General features: G+C 66.6%; 14 protein-coding genes, 1 tRNA gene and 3 pseudogenes. 13 read left to right on the forward strand and 5 right to left on the reverse strand.

Features of this window, described 5'->3' with window-relative positions; translation table 11 throughout:
- Positions 1-191 precede the first annotated feature (191 nt).
- Positions 192-275 (reverse strand): annotated as a pseudogene (locus ACLIVD_RS40065) (ATP-binding protein); the annotation flags it as partial.
- 17 nt (positions 276-292) lie between these two features.
- Here ACLIVD_RS40065 and ACLIVD_RS40070 point away from each other — a divergent pair.
- The 3 genes and pseudogenes from ACLIVD_RS40070 to ACLIVD_RS40080 all read left to right on the forward strand — a co-directional run.
- Positions 293-384: pseudogene (locus ACLIVD_RS40070) on the forward strand (ATP-binding protein); the annotation flags it as partial.
- Between the two features lie 1,719 nt (positions 385-2,103).
- A complete protein-coding gene (locus ACLIVD_RS40075; RefSeq protein ID WP_491933463.1) occupies positions 2,104-2,451 on the forward strand; it encodes a hypothetical protein in 348 nt (115 codons plus the stop codon).
- Positions 2,452-2,529: 78 nt separating this feature from the next.
- Positions 2,530-2,603 (forward strand) — tRNA-Ile (locus tag ACLIVD_RS40080).
- A gap of 129 nt (positions 2,604-2,732) precedes the next feature.
- Here the strand turns inward: ACLIVD_RS40080 and ACLIVD_RS40085 are convergent.
- Together ACLIVD_RS40085 and ACLIVD_RS40090 are read right to left on the reverse strand one after the other, a co-directional pair.
- Positions 2,733-3,026, reverse strand: coding sequence for a DUF4193 domain-containing protein (locus ACLIVD_RS40085; RefSeq protein WP_491933464.1), 294 nt, complete (start codon positions 3,024-3,026; stop codon positions 2,733-2,735).
- A gap of 13 nt (positions 3,027-3,039) precedes the next feature.
- Positions 3,040-3,379: pseudogene (locus ACLIVD_RS40090) on the reverse strand (WhiB family transcriptional regulator).
- Between the two features lie 1,253 nt (positions 3,380-4,632).
- Here ACLIVD_RS40090 and ACLIVD_RS40095 point away from each other — a divergent pair.
- From ACLIVD_RS40095 to ACLIVD_RS40140, 10 genes are all read left to right on the forward strand, one after another.
- Positions 4,633-4,779: a hypothetical protein gene (locus ACLIVD_RS40095; RefSeq protein WP_491933465.1), complete on the forward strand. Its 147-nt coding sequence runs from the start codon at positions 4,633-4,635 to the stop codon at positions 4,777-4,779.
- 125 nt (positions 4,780-4,904) lie between these two features.
- Entirely contained in the window at positions 4,905-6,314 is a 1,410-nt protein-coding gene (locus tag ACLIVD_RS40100; RefSeq protein ID WP_491933466.1) for a diguanylate cyclase domain-containing protein, read from the forward strand.
- Between the two features lie 158 nt (positions 6,315-6,472).
- Entirely contained in the window at positions 6,473-6,805 is a 333-nt protein-coding gene (locus ACLIVD_RS40105) for a hypothetical protein (protein ID WP_491933467.1), read from the forward strand.
- 335 nt (positions 6,806-7,140) lie between these two features.
- On the forward strand, positions 7,141-8,274 hold the full coding sequence (locus tag ACLIVD_RS40110) for an Lsr2 family DNA-binding protein (RefSeq protein WP_491933468.1): 1,134 nt from the start codon (positions 7,141-7,143) through the stop codon (positions 8,272-8,274).
- A 627-nt stretch (positions 8,275-8,901) separates the two neighbouring features.
- A complete protein-coding gene (locus ACLIVD_RS40115; RefSeq protein WP_491933469.1) occupies positions 8,902-9,225 on the forward strand; it encodes a hypothetical protein in 324 nt (107 codons plus the stop codon).
- Entirely contained in the window at positions 9,203-9,598 is a 396-nt protein-coding gene (locus tag ACLIVD_RS40120) for a DinB family protein (protein WP_491933470.1), read from the forward strand. The genes ACLIVD_RS40115 and ACLIVD_RS40120 overlap by 23 nt, the downstream gene beginning before the upstream one ends.
- A gap of 302 nt (positions 9,599-9,900) precedes the next feature.
- Entirely contained in the window at positions 9,901-11,193 is a 1,293-nt protein-coding gene (locus tag ACLIVD_RS40125) for a ribbon-helix-helix domain-containing protein (protein ID WP_491933527.1), read from the forward strand.
- Between the two features lie 47 nt (positions 11,194-11,240).
- Complete coding sequence (locus ACLIVD_RS40130) at positions 11,241-11,573, forward strand: hypothetical protein (RefSeq protein WP_491933471.1); 333 nt, start codon at positions 11,241-11,243, stop codon at positions 11,571-11,573.
- 145 nt (positions 11,574-11,718) lie between these two features.
- Complete coding sequence (locus ACLIVD_RS40135) at positions 11,719-12,066, forward strand: histone-like nucleoid-structuring protein Lsr2 (RefSeq protein ID WP_491933472.1); 348 nt, start codon at positions 11,719-11,721, stop codon at positions 12,064-12,066.
- 16 nt (positions 12,067-12,082) lie between these two features.
- Positions 12,083-12,412, forward strand: a complete 330-nt coding sequence (locus tag ACLIVD_RS40140) for a beta/alpha barrel domain-containing protein (protein ID WP_283336145.1) — start codon at positions 12,083-12,085, stop codon at positions 12,410-12,412.
- Positions 12,413-12,499: 87 nt separating this feature from the next.
- Here the strand turns inward: ACLIVD_RS40140 and ACLIVD_RS40145 are convergent, their stop codons facing one another.
- Positions 12,500-13,036 carry a hypothetical protein gene (locus ACLIVD_RS40145; protein ID WP_283336146.1) on the reverse strand — a complete coding sequence of 179 codons (537 nt, stop codon included), beginning with the start codon at positions 13,034-13,036 and terminating at the stop codon, positions 12,500-12,502.
- 202 nt (positions 13,037-13,238) lie between these two features.
- The gene (locus tag ACLIVD_RS40150; RefSeq protein WP_491933473.1) at positions 13,239-14,186 is read right to left on the reverse strand and encodes a phospholipase D-like domain-containing protein; all 948 of its coding nucleotides are present in this window, start codon (positions 14,184-14,186) and stop codon (positions 13,239-13,241) included.
- Positions 14,187-14,265 lie beyond the last annotated feature (79 nt).

Below are 14,265 nucleotides of genomic sequence, written 5' to 3' on the forward strand. Positions count from 1 at the left end.
GGAACATACTGGTGCTGATGTCATTCGCTCGATTTGCTGTCAACGAACACGCGGAAGCCCGGACCGGCGGACAGGAGATCTCCGGATCTGTGGACATCACGATTCCGATGTGTGGTCATTGAAGACCGGTGGCGGGCGGTGCCGCCGTTCCGCGTTTTGGTCGAGTGGGTGCACGCCCTTGCCAGCGAGGGGACGACGTGGCCGGGGTGCAGGAGCCGATCGACAGCAGCGGTGGCCAGGATCTTCGGCACGATCGTGTCGAATTCCGAGGGGTGGTGCCCTGGAGAGGACGTCCTCGGAGGCGTTCTACCGCATCGTTGATGCGCATACGAGCGCCGCTCGGTCGCCGTGACGTCGAACATTGCGCATCCGCCGGGTGGCGACGTCCCGGCCGACGACTTCCTCCTGCAGCAGTACCCGCACCGCCTCGTCCGGGTCCCAGCGTCGTGCCTGGGTGGTCTCGAGCGGTGTCGGACGCGGCAGCCACGTACGGGTGCAGATCTTGGCCAGCTCGTCGGGGAGGGGCGGTGACGAATTGCTGTTCCTGTTCATGCGCCCACCCGGCCCCATCCGGCGGTGCCGGGAAGTGGAGTGGGTTTCGTCGACCACCACCACAGGTCCGGGCTGTGCGGCGGCGGCGAGGTGGTCGAGGATCGAGGCTAGATCGGTCGCCGAACCGCGCCGCGGCCATGGCCAATGCCTGATCGACTCATCCGGCGGCGAGGAAGTGGGCGAATTCGACTGCGCTGGGCATCCTGTGGCGGATCCGGACGACTCCTCCGGCGGCGGCGTCGCTCAGCCAGCGGGTGCGCCCTCGCTGAGGGCGAGGAAGTCGATCTCGTCTTCGCAACTCGGCAACGCAGTGCCGCGATCTGGCCCACCGAGCCCGCGCTGAAGGCGACATCCGCGACGGCGTCGACGCTGATGAGCTTGTCTTTCTGGTGGGGGACATGGCCTACGGAACCCGTCCGCTCGCCGAGTCCACCAACCACCATGCAGTCCTGCACTGTCGCATGACCACGACACGGCAAGTGTTGCTACCTGCGCTGGTCCGCCGGGCGGTGACGAGTCACTTGAGGCATTGCCCGCGTCGCGCCGGACCTGTCCGGCGAGAGTTCACCGTCCGGATGATGCCGTAGCGGAGCTCTACAGGGTCCCGGTTCGTGGCGCGGTCGAAGCCATCAGGGGTCATCGTCGATGCGCAGGTCGGTTCGTATCGGATTTGGTCGGGAGTGGTCGTCAACGGAAGCCGGCAAGGACAGATCGACAGTGCCTGAGCACGACGGGGTCGGCTCGACCGCAGGAGTGGTCTGCGCGGTTGCTTTCGCTGCGGAAGGTCGTCCGGTGGCGCGAGAGCGGACGATTCAGCGTCATGAGTACGACTGCACTGCATCATCATCCATAGCCACTCGCGCGCGGTCGGCGGGCACGGGCTTGTTGTAGGGCCACCAGTTGCCCATCGCTGAGTCTCTCCTGTGCGAGGTCACTCCGGCCCCGCCGAGCGTTCACCGCGGCTCGAGGTGGGGCAACAACCGCCTCTGCGAGGAGCGGCCTGTCATCTGGTGGGTGCCAGAGATCATGGGGAGTTTGATCGTGCGGTGCGAAAAGGGTGTGGTCGAGGTCGACGCTATCGATGGGACCGTGCTGTGCGAGGAAATGCCTGGACGAGCATGGGAATAGTATTTGTGCTCAATGTATTCCGTGCTTGTCATTGGAGTGGGTCCGGTGCGGGATGCTCAGTAGTGGTGTGAGTCTCTGTGTGTTCACATCGAACGGGGGCGCGCCTTCCGGGAGGCAATCACGGTCCGAGGATCTAGAGGTCAGCGCCCGGTCCCACCGCCCGAGTGTGACCATGCTTCATGGTCAGTTGTGGGTGGCGTCCGACATCGTGTACTAGAAGTTCTCTAGCAGCCAGTCGATTACATGATCGAAACGGATTCATCTTGTAGGGGTTGTCCGTTGATGTCCACCCCGCCGCGTGGCATCTGCCGGGACGTGAGTGAGCTGTGGCAACGTCGGCGCCCGACGCGTTGTGCGCTGTGGTGTTGTTCGGAACTGGGGTTTCTGGCTTACCGTGGCGGTATGAGAGGAGAGGAGGCGCGCGTGGCCCGGGATTTCGCGGGGTGGTTGTCGTCTCAGGGCTGGACGGTGCGAACGGATACGGAGTTCGTCGACCTCGTTGCCGAGAAGGAGGGGCGTCGGCTCTACGCCGAGGTCAAGGGTGCGACCGCCGCGCCGGGGTTGGATGTCGATACCGCCATCGGGCAGCTGGTGCGGCGGATGCCGAGCGAGGCGGATCAGTCGGTGTCGTTTGCGCTGGTCGTTCGTGACGAGCGGCGATCGGTGGAGGCTGCGGTGCGGGCGCCTCAGCGGGTTCTGGATCTGTTGGGGATGGCGCTGTACGCAGTCGATGAGACCGGTGGCGTGCGGCAGCTCTTCGGCCGCGCATGAAGACTGTCCTCGGCACGGGCCGGGGCCACGGCCAGCAGGGTGGCCGGTAGCATCACCACGCCCCACGATAGTGGGGATGGGGCGGTAGCTCAGTCGGTTAGAGCCGTGGACTCATAATCCATTGGTCGCGGGTTCGAGCCCCGCCCGCCCCACCGCGTGTCGCCTCCGGGCCGCAGGGCGGTCCCGTGGAAGGGGCGAATCAGACCGTGGCGTCGGCGATCGAGGGTGTGCGATGCGGACCAATCTGAGGGCGGCCGCGCTTCTCGGTTGGTCCGACGTGTTCAGGCGCAGTCGCGGCAGATTTGTTGCGCGGCGTCGGCGAGGCGGCTGCGGTGGTGGACGAGGAAGCAACTGGTGCAGGTGAACTCGTCGGATTGTTTGGGGATGACGCGGACGGTGAGTTCTTCACCGGACAGGTCGGCGCCGGGCAGTTCGAAGGATTCGGCGGTGTCGGTGTCTTCGACGTCGACGACGGGGGACTGGGTGTCTTTCCGGCTGGCGGTCAGCTGTTCGAGGGAGGTGTCCGCCGACTCGTCGGATTCGGTGACTCGTGGTGCGTCGTAGTCGGTGGCCATGACTGTTCTACCTTCACGTTCTGGGTGTTCGGATCCGCCAGGTTAAAGGGTCCGGTGACGCGCCACACTCGCGGGGTCGGGCCCGCGTGGCGGGTGCGCCGGGTGTGGCGGGCGCGTTCGGTTTCGGACAGGCCGCCCCAGATGCCATAGGACTCGGTGGCCGTGAGGGCGTGGGCGCGGCAGTCGGCGAGCACGGGACAGTCTTGGCAGATCTGTTTGGCGGCGTGCTCACGCCGGGCGCGGACGTTGCCGCGTTCACCGTCGGGGGAGAAGAACATGTCGGTGTCGGTGCCGCGGCAGGAGGCGTGGTGCTGCCAGTCCCGGTCGATGGGGCGGTGGAAATGATCAGGCACAGCAGATGGGTCGCTTTCGGAATTGGGCGGTGACACGATCAGCGGCGAAACGAGCGAACTACGCACGGTGCGGCCGGCGGGCTGGGGCGGTCGCCGGCCCGTGCGTGCACGGCACATCGATGTGGGGCGGTGTGGGCCTCCTTGGGCGCGGACGGTGTCGGATCGGGTGCGCTCCGTCTTGCTGTGGCCCGGGAAGAGTTGTGCGACATGACCCCTCGACACATCGCGGTTTCACTCCGGGGCCCCAGGGATGGGCTGTCGCGTGTGACGACAGTGACCGACCGGGTCGGGATTGTTATCGGTGCGCACCGGTGCCCACACGGGTGCGTTGATGCCTGGGCTCGACATCGGTGGGTCCGGGAGGTACCCGGATGCTCCACACCCCGGGGTCCTTTAAAGGTTTGGTAAAGGGTGTGTCCACTGATTGTAACGGCGTGAGTGCCCGATGCTGAGGGAATCGCTGAAAAGTAACTGCCATCACATCCGTGAAGTCGGTCGTCTGTGCGGGTCGCCAACGGGATGTTGTCGACCGTCGTCCCCGCCACACGCGCGCCGGGTGGTGGACACGGGTTGGGCGACGGTATCGGCGTCAGGGGTGCGGGCGTCGGCTCGGTCACCGTGGCGGGTGGTCGGGGAAGGTGGGGGTTCAGCGGCGAGGAGGGCGTCGAGCGTGGTCGCGCGAGTGGTCGGGTCGGGTTCGCGTTCGGCGGGGTGAAGGTGTGCCCGGGCGGTGTCCGGGGCGCCGGACAGTGGGGCCAGGACTGTGCTCCGACCCGGCCTTCGTGGTGGGAGGTCGTTGGCGTGCGGGGTGTGGCCGGCGGTGGTGTGTACGCTGCGGGCCGGGTCGTGGCGGGTGGTTGTGCCAGCGGGCGCAAGGCTTGCGACAACGCGTCGACGTCGTGATCGGTGATCAGGGCGAGGAGATGGCCGGCCAGGCGAGCCTCCCAGCGCGCGCGGCCGCCGATGTCCGAACCCATACCCACCGGGTGCCCGCCCTCGCGGACGGGCACACTCAGAAGGTCTCCGGGGCAGGGCGCTGCGACCGCCTATCGCCCAGGGAGCGTCCCGCGGGTGCGGTGCCGCTGTCCGGCATCGTGCTGTCGTCGCCGCGCATGTCCAGCGCGTCGTGGGCACCAGGCCTGCGACCGGGGAAAAGCCGCGAGGGAATCAGATCGCAAATTCGCGTGGTTGCTGGACCAACCGCGTGGCCGCCGCGGCGGCCCGAGAAGCCCGAGTGACGAGGCAGAATTCTCATGGCAACACACGTGACCCCGACGATGTCCGTGTCCCCATCCCGGGCACGGCGGTGGCCCGCGGTGATGAGTACCGCGGCGATCAAGGCGAGAATCGACGCCATGTACGCCGACGATCCCCGACCGGTCACCGGCCCGGCTCGCTGACACCGGTCGGGTGCGGAACGGGGGTGCGAGATCATCACCGAACGTGGCGCTCCGGTCCTGCTGGTTACGCTCGAACCTGCTCGGTCTTCACCTCGACACTTCGACACCTCGATGGGACGGCCAGGATGGAACCGGACACGGCGGACGCTCGCCTGTTGCTCACGGTGATCGAACGCGCCCAGACCCTGGTTGCCGTCTCCGACTACGACAGCGGTCGCCTGCGCTATCTCAACCCCGCCGGGATGGTTCTGATGGGGTTGACGGACGAGGCCGCGGTCGCCGCGCGCAGGGCGCCGGAGTTCTTCACCGATGTGGGGGTGGTGCAGGCCCCGGAGATGGAAGCGGCCCTGCTCGAGCGGGGCCTGTGGGAGGGCAGGTCGGAGTTCCGGCATTTTCTGACCGGCGAACCGATCCCGGTGACCGTGTCGATCGTCGTGGTCGAGCACACCGACGACCATCACCCGGCGGTGATCGCCTGCATCGCCCAGGACGTGCGGACGGCGCAGGAGCACGAACAACGCCTGCACACGGCGATGGAGGCGGCGGCGTACCGGGCTCGCGAACAACAGGCTCTTGCCGAGCTGAGTCGGCTCGCCGTGGACGGTGACCTCGACGACGTACTCGCGGGCGCGGCGGACGCGGCGGCGGCGTTGATGGGGGTCAACTGCGCCGCGGTGGCCCGGGCGGGTGAGCCGGGTGGTGTGTTGCGGGTGCTCGCCTACCGGGGGCAACCACCCGCCCCGCAGACTTTCGGCGCCGGTGCCGATTCCCAACCGGGATATGCGGCCGCGGTCAACGAGACCATCGTCTGCTCCGACCGGTACGGGGAGCACCGATTTGCCACCGACACCATGAAAACGCGGGGGTTGCGGTCCGGGGTGTGCGTTCCCATCGGCGCCGCCGGGTCGGTGTGGGGTGTGTTGACCGCGCACAGTGCCCGCCCGCGGGAGTATTCGGTTCGGGAGGTGATGTTCCTGCGCTCGGTGGCCGCGGTGCTGGCGGCGGCGGTCCGGCGCATCGAGGCGGAAGAGGCGCTGCGGTATCAGAGCGTGCACGATGTGTTGACCGGGCTACCGAACCGCGCCCTGGCGTATCGGCGGATCGATGCGGCGTTGGAGGCGGCGCGCGGCAGCGAGTTCAGGGTTGCGGTGTTGCTGGTCGACCTCGACGGGTTCAAGATTCTCAACGACCGGCTCGGCCACGCGGTGGGCGATGACGCCCTGATCCGGTGGGCCGAACGGCTGCAGTCGGTGGTGGCTCCCGGTGACACCGTGGCCCGGATCGGCGGCGACGAATTCCTCATCGTGTGCCCGGAGATCGCCTCGGCGCAGGACGCCATCACGGTCGCGACCCGGGTCACCGAATTGCAGGTCGGCCCCGGTTCGGGCGGGCGCGGTCTTCGGTTCACCGCCAGCGTCGGCATCGCACTCGCCGGCCCGGGTGAGACCCGTGAGTCGCTGATCGGCCGTGCGGACGCGGCGATGTATCAGGCCAAGGCCGCCGGGAGCGGGTACGCCCTGGCGCCCGTGACCTGAATCCGATTTCTGCTGAGGCGATGTCCGGATTGATATCGCGCCCTGGAAGACAGCCTCGTGATCGGCGTTGCGGGCGCGTCTCGGTCCCAGGTGACATGAGGTGAGCCTGGCGCCGATGAGATGCAGTCCGTGGGGTCGGAAGGCCTTGCGCGGAAAGCGTGGGCCCGGTTCCGGAAGTCGTCCGCTCCGGCGGCCGCGTAACAGCCGCCGTCCGTGAGCAGACCGTGTGTGATCGAGGTCTTTCGTTCGGCGATGTCGGGCAAGCAATCACCCGTAGCCGGTTCACCGAGACCGAGAAGGCCTTCGTCCAGTCGCTAGCGTCAACGCTCGCCGACGGTGCTCGGCACGCGCTGCTGCTGGGACACGCGCACGACCCGGACTTCGTCGATTCGGCGGGCCTTCTCATCCTCAACGACCGCTGGGAGGTGGAATCGGCGACGGCCGTTGTGGGGCGCTGGATGTCGGATTTCCCGGGCGGGGACTGGGATTAGGGTCGGCTACCGACGGCGGTGTTGACGCTCGCCGGCCAGACACTGCGGATGGCGGACGGCGGTAGCACTGTCCCGCTCCTCATCCGTTTCCGAACGTTCCTATCTGACACTTCCGACAACCAAAGTGCCTGACCAACAAGATGATTAGGTCTGGGTCTGTCTGAATCCTGATGTGGAATGTGTTTGGGAACTCCAGGAGGAATCGTGTTGCGTGCCCAGATCGGCGATGGGCTGGGAAAGTTGAAATGGCGGTTCGTTTGGGTTTTCTGATTACCGGGAGTGCCCGCCTGCCGTTACTGTGTGCGTCGACGGTTGCCCGGCGACGAAGGAGACACATGATGGTATCACCGAGGGGTTCAGACGGTTCGGCGAAGAAAACGACCAGGGAGATTCGTGAGTGGGCGATCGGGAAGGGGCTGGAGGTGTCCTTACGTGGCCGGATTTCGGCCGAGATCGAGCAAGCCTTCCACGACGCTCATGCGAAGAAGGCTCAGGCTAAACCGGCTCCGGTGAGGAAGACGGCCGCGACGAAGAACGCCGCGACAAAGACGGCCGTAAGGAAGACCGTAAAGAAGACCGTCGTTGAGAAGCCGGTCACGGCGAAGCCGTCTGCGGAAGAGCAGGTCGCGGCGAAAGCTCCGGCGACGAGGGCGACAGCGAGCAAGGTTCCGGCGAAGACGTCGTCCAGGGAGATCCGTGAGTGGGCGATCGAGGAGGGGTTGGAGGTGTCCTTACGCGGCCGGATTTCGGCCGAGATCGAACAAGCCTTCCACGACGCTCACGCGAAGGAGGCTCAGGCTAAACCGGCGCCGGTGAAGAAGATGGCCGCAGAGAAGGCAGCTGCGAAGAATGCGGCGGCGGCTCCGGTCAAGCGGGTAGCGACGAGCAACGCTCCGGCGGAGAAGAAGGGGACGAAGAAGGCGGCTGCGCAGAAGACGCCGGTAAGGAAGGAATCCGCGACGAAGACGGCCGCGACGAAGAAGGCTGTGGGGACGTATTCGGTGACGAGTGCGCCGGTGAGTAAGGCTCCGGCGAAGAAGACGACCAGGGAGATTCGTGAGTGGGCGATCGGAGAGGGTCACGTAGTGTCCTCCCGCGGCCGAATTCCCGCAGATCTCGAGCGGGCCTTCCATGACGCTCAAGCAGCGAAGGTTCGGACAAAAACCGCGAAGGCCAGGAAAGCTTCCGCGACGAAAGCGGCCGGGAAGAAGACGTCCGCGTCGACGTCTCCGGTGAAGAAGTCGGCGGCGAGCAAAGCCCCGGCAACGAAGGCCGCCGCGAAAAAGACGCCTGCGGAGAAAACTTCGGTGAAGAGTGCATCGGCAAGTAAGGCCTCGGCGAAGAGGGCGTCCAGGGAGATTCGTGAATGGGCGATCGGGGAGGGCTTGGAGGTGTCCTCGCGCGGCCGGATTCCGGCTGAGATCGAGCGAGCCTTCCATGACGCTCACGCTGATATGCCGGTTGCGTGAATTATCACGCTACCCAGATGGATTCGGCGGTCTACATGCCGCGAAGGCTATGAGCCTGTGGGCATCCCGATCTTCGGGGCCATGCGCTGGGGTGGTTGGCCGGCGCCAGTGGTGCCGGCTCTGGGTCCGAGGTTCCCCTGGCGGCACCTGAGGTGAGGACTCCGGCGCGGGAGTGGAGTGGGTGTAAGAGTTCCGGTCCAGGGCAAGCCTGAGCGTGGTGTGCGTCGCGCTTCGGGTGTGCGGCGGAAGACTTGTATGCCGTGGTGGGTGTGACCGGGCGCCGGCACATGCGGGACAATCGCGCACACTGACGGGTCGCCGGGTCGTCTCGGACAACTGCCGAGGCGATCGCCGATCCTCGCTCTGGGGAACCGCCGGCGGCCGCGGTTGCCGCCATTTTGAGCGGCGACCGATGACACGATGGGCGGGTGGGGAGACAGAGCGGGATCTTCGGGGTCGTGGGCACTTGATCGTCGGGCTGGTGGCGGCGGTGGTGTTCGCCGCGTTTACATCCCGGCCGTACACAATGGCGACGTCGTTCCAGTCGGCGTGGACCGATCCATCGATTGTGGTGGCGATCGTGCTCGGCGGCGCCGCGGTGGCCGGGGCCGGTTGTGGGATGGTCCTGTGGCTATTCAGGCCCGTCTCGAAGGCGCCGCCAATGAGGAGTGCTTGCCAAAGACGTGGATCGAGGTCACTCCAACGCTTCGTGGTCATGGGATCATCGTTCGCCTGATCCCCGACCAGGAGCAAGGCCGAAGGCCGGTCGCTGCGCGTCTAGTTCAATGCCCACCTGAGGGGTTTCTTCTGGCAGCGGTTACGGCCGAGCGGTCCCATGCGCGCACTGGCAGGGTGGTGACCATGCAGACTGCCGACAAGGATGTGCTGGACCTGCTCGACCACGCTTGGGAACGGTTGTGGAACCCGGATGGCTGGACTGACCGATCGTGAGTGGTCGTGGCGGCCAATTGACGCTGACGACAAGATCACCATTCGCTGGCGGTTGTTTCACATCGCTGAAGTCCTGACCCAATTACGCAACTGGACGTGGCTCGCAGTCACGCCGCCGGAGGCAAAGCTCGATAGCGACGGCGCGGACTGCGCCCAGGATGCCCTGGCCTCGATGGACTTGGCGTATGCCGCCTTCCGCGAGCTCGTTACCTTCGAATCCGTCGACCTGACCGCGGCGATCGGTCCGGCCGCCGGGCAATACGGCTCGGCAACCCGAAGATCGTTTGTCCTGCGCATCACGGACGAACTGATCCATCATGGCGCCGAGGCCGCGCTCTTGCGCGATCTTTATGCCAGCCGTACGTGTCACTGACTGAGCGACCCGAATTGGAGCGCTTTGATTCAGATCAGCGTGGGTGTCACGCAGCGGTCAGCCAGTACACCCCGCCGCCCCCGCCACCTCCGGCCCCGTACGCACCGCTCAACCTCTCCTGAGTCGCTCGGACGCTCGCGCCGCGCCCGAGTACCCACTATTGGGTGCTGGGGCGCAGTCCATTTCGCAGATACCGGCTCGCCGGGGTGCAGTGAGCGATTGTGGTGGCGGTGGGTGCCGTGGGGTGCGAATCGAGGTCCCCGGACGTACCGGAACAATGGCCGGTGACGAGCGAGACAAACATGGGCCGGGTACCAGTGGGGGATCCGATCCCGCTCCGGTTCGACCCGAAAACCAAACAACGCCTCGAGGAGTTGGCCGCCGGCATCGGACCGCGCCGCTTCGGGGCGCTGGTGCGGGTGGCGGCACGACGACTTCTCGCCGACCCGGACCGTGTGCCCGAAGCACTGGACCAGGCCCGCCGGGCCTCCGCCGACGCCCGCCGCATCACGTGGGCGGAAAGACCGCTCGACCTCGACCCCGACACAAGCACTCGCCTCAACGAACTCGCCCACGAGGTCCACACCGACCGGAGCGCGATCGTCCGCGTCGCTCTGCACCGCTTCCTGACCGGGGCAGGACGGTTTCGGCACCCGGTGCTCCGCGAAGACGCCCGCACCGATCTGAGCTGCCGCATCCGCGTGTACCTCAACCGCTCCACGCTGGTCCGCCTCGACCGACTGATCGGCCGCAACGGCGACGCCCGAACCCCTGCGGCGATCCGGGTCGCGGTACGCCGGCTCCTGGACGACCCGGGAGACCTCGCCGCCGACCTGGGCACGATCGGCGCGGTCCGTGACCTGACCCCGGAGACCCTGGGCTCACGCACGAATGTGCACTTCGACGACGACCTGCGCGGCCAGCTCGACGCCCTTGCCGGTCGGCTCGACTCCGATCGCGCCGAACTCATGCGGTTGGCCGCCCGCCAGCTCCTGGCGAACCCGCGGGACCTCGATCAGGCGGTGACCGAGGAGATCTATCGTGGGGACGCGAACCGGGACCTGCTGATCGCCCGGAACACCCGCCGCAGGCAGACCGCGGCCGCAAACCAGGCCACCCACCCGCCTGCCGCTCGGAGGGTGCCGAGTCCGCAGGGGAACTCGTTCGGGAAACGGCACGTGTTCCGGTTCGATGTGGACACCAGACGCCGCCTGGAGGAGCTGGCGGACGAGTACGGTCCCCGCCGGCTGTCCGCGCTGCTGCGGGTTGGGATTCGCAGACTCATCGAGAACCCGTCGGCCGATGAGGCCCTGGCGCAGGCACGCCGCGTCGCCGCCCCGCCGCGCACAGCCCGGGTCGACGTCGCCCTCGACGACGCACTCCTCGCGCACCTCGACGCCCTCGCCGACCGGCTCGGCTCGAACCGCCAGGAGCTGGTGCATCTGGCGGCCACACGCATCCTCCGCTTCCATCACAACATCGAGACCCGGATGCTCGACGAGATGTTCCGCGCCCCGAACAACCGGAAACACCTGCTCGCCAAGCATGCCCGCCGTGAGCGGATTCGTCGGGGGGACCGCGGCAGCGGCACCTGACCTGCGAGAATGGGCGGTGGGTCGGGCCCCGCACCACCGGAGGACCCATGTCTCGGTTTCTGCGCCTCGCCCTCGTCGCGTGCACCGCGGCCGCCGCCCTGTCCCTGACCGCGGCGCACGCACACGCCGCCCCAGCTCCGAGTGGGTGCGACATACGATTCTTCGCGGTCGGTGCCATGTCGACCTGTGCACCCGGATCGGTGAATACCCACCAATTGGAACTGGTGTGCGTCCCGTTTACCAATTTGATTTATCCCGTCAACACCATCACCGTGTGGGGGCCGGAGGTGCCCACCTTCTTGCCCTCCATCGCACTGTGTCCGCCGCCCCTCTACTTCGCGCTCGGCCCCCTGGGGGACACCCGGGTGCACACCCGATAGGACCCCCCGGCTGCTCCTGCGCCGTACAACCGGCATATGACCTGCGGAGATGACACGTCCCCGGGGTCGGTCTGCCCGATCGGCTGCGGCCGCCAGTAGGGTTCTGCCTGCTGTATTGGCAGAAGACGTGAGAGATCGGGGAACTGTGGCGCGCAAGGTAGTTGTCGAACTGGTCGACGACATTGACGGAACCGTCTTCGGTGAGGACGGGGAGAGCATCACCTTTTCCGTCAACGGGGTGGATTACGAAATTGATTTGAAAGGCAAGCACGCCAGCAAGTTTCACAAGCAGATCGGATTCTTCGTCGAGCACGCCACCCGGGTCGGTGGCCGCAAACGACGCTCGGATCGCCCCGTCGTCGCAGACGCCCCGGTGCGACGACGCGGGAACGGCCAGGAGATCCGCGCCTGGGCGGCCGAACAGGGCTATGAAATCTCCTCGCGCGGGCGCATTCCCGCCGAGATCGGGCAGGCGTTCCAGGACGCCCACTGAACGCGAAGGAGCGTTGATGCGATCGCTGCGTAATCCCTGGTACCGGGCCTCGGTGCGCCGAGCGGCGAGCGAGCATTGGCTGACCACCGGCAGCCGGGGGTTACGTGGCATGACCGGTGAGCCGGTGGAACTCAGCGACACCGAGGCAGCTACCGTCCTCGCTGCCCTGGTCGAAACCACCGGCGGCCGGTGGCCGGCCCACCCCGCACGCATCGCCCGCATGCTCCGCCGGCTCGGCATCGACGGCAACACCGAGCAGATGGCCGCCGCTATCACCGCTCTGGTCAGCGACCCGAACTGGTCCCACCGCGCCGACGAGATCACGTCCAGCGCATCGGACTGGTAAGCCGGATTACCTCATTCACCTGGGGAGATGACATGTCCCCATCGACCGCAGTCCGGGCCCGGCTATTGGCACAGGGAAGCTCTCTAGTCAGGCGTTCTCGCTCTGCTTGTTCGCCACTTCGCCGACTGCACTCTTGAGCCACCACCGGAGATTCCGCCTTCCGGCCAATCGCGCGCCATCCCCGAACCGGCTTCGCTCCTGCGAAATGAACGGAACCGGATTGCCCTCGACCACAGGCTCTTGTGTCCAACGGTGCGGCGACCCGTAGATCGCATTGAGGGCATCGCGGTCATTTCCCAGCTCTACCAGCTCATCTTCGGAGATTTCATGGTGATGGAGCGGATCGGGAGCACCATCAGTTCCTACTCGACGATTGAGCTCCTCGTAGAGCCTGACCAGCTCGCCAGCAGCCTCTCCCACCTCGGAATGTCCGCGCAGACGTTCGATAAGGAAGGGCAGTACAGGGATGAGGGCCCTTCCTTCTGCGCGGTCGATCCAGTCATCTTCCCAACCGAGGGTTCCGTCGGGGCTTGTCTTTGGCTCCCCGAAGAGCTGACGTGCTCCATCGACCGTATATCCCTGGTCGTACAGATCTTGGGCAGCGATCCACGACTGCTCGGGCATTTCACTCCTGTTCACTCTTGTTACGAGCTTCTCAGTCGGACAGTTGCGCGGTGCTTGGCGCGAAGACAGTGAATCCGCTAGGTGACGGTTTCTCCAAGGACCCCCGCACGCGCTCGGGCGTGTCGCTCAGCCGGACAGTAGTCGCGCCAGCTGAAAGTCAGTCCTCAATGGTCCGATCCGCCGCTGGGTCAGCGGATCCAGGTCAGAGGTTCCAGAGTCGGAGTAGCGCGGCACGCAGGCTGGCAGAGATGATCCGGTGATCGGTGGTCAGCCGGGGATTGGGGTGCCCGAGATTAGCGAGCTGCTGTTCGGCGTCCGCAACCGAGACCGGCTGCAGATCCGCTCGGACGAGCAGGAGATGGCCGAACGCCCTGTGCGTGTGAGGGATCGCGATGGCGTCGGAGTCCACGACCGCCGGAGGGTAAATCCATTCGTTGTCGTCGGTGAAGATGAGGACGTCGCCACGCTCGAGGCGGGCACGTCGGTCGCCGAGGCGGAACCATTCCAGCTGATATGTCGCTGCCGGCCCGCCGGTGGAGGCTGAGGATCGGCCCGCCTGGGTGGCCCAGGTCTGTTGCTCGGCCGGGCCGGGTTCGTATTCGACGATGTGCCGCAGGAACATCCGGGTCACCCGTGCAGGAAGGAAGTCGCGGTTGGCGCGCATCCGGCCACCGATCCCGGGGATCGGCACCGACCGACCGATCTGCCATTCGGTGGTGGCGTTGTCGAGGAACGCCTGGTCGACCTCGGTGATCTCCTCGATCCCGTCGATGAACGCCCGGACGGCGGCGACGACCTCCGGGTCGTCGGTGATGACGACGGCCTCGTCGGCGAGGGTGGAGCTGTGGGAGGCGTTGGCGGAGCCGATGACCGCCCGCCGGTCGGTGGCGATGACATTGGCGTGCAGGTTCGGTGACGACAGCACCCGCACACCGGCGTCCACGTAGTGGGCGAGCGCGACCGGGGAGGTCGCGTGGGCGCGCACCGCGGCGCGGGAGGCGTTGACGACAAGAACATCCCCGGCACGCAGCGGCAGCAGGGTGGGCGCGTCCTGGCCGAGGTGCGCGATCGCAGCACGCCGGAGACCGCGCGTGCGGATCGCGCGGGTGATGTGCGGCCACGGACTCGGCCCGTGGAACGTGGTCCCCATACCCGGAAACGGTAGCGGGTGCGAACACCCGGTTGGGTGGATCCGCGATCGGCGGGCTCACAGACAGTGCAGTGGATTC

Source organism: Rhodococcus sp. G6(2025) (genome assembly GCF_058628105.1).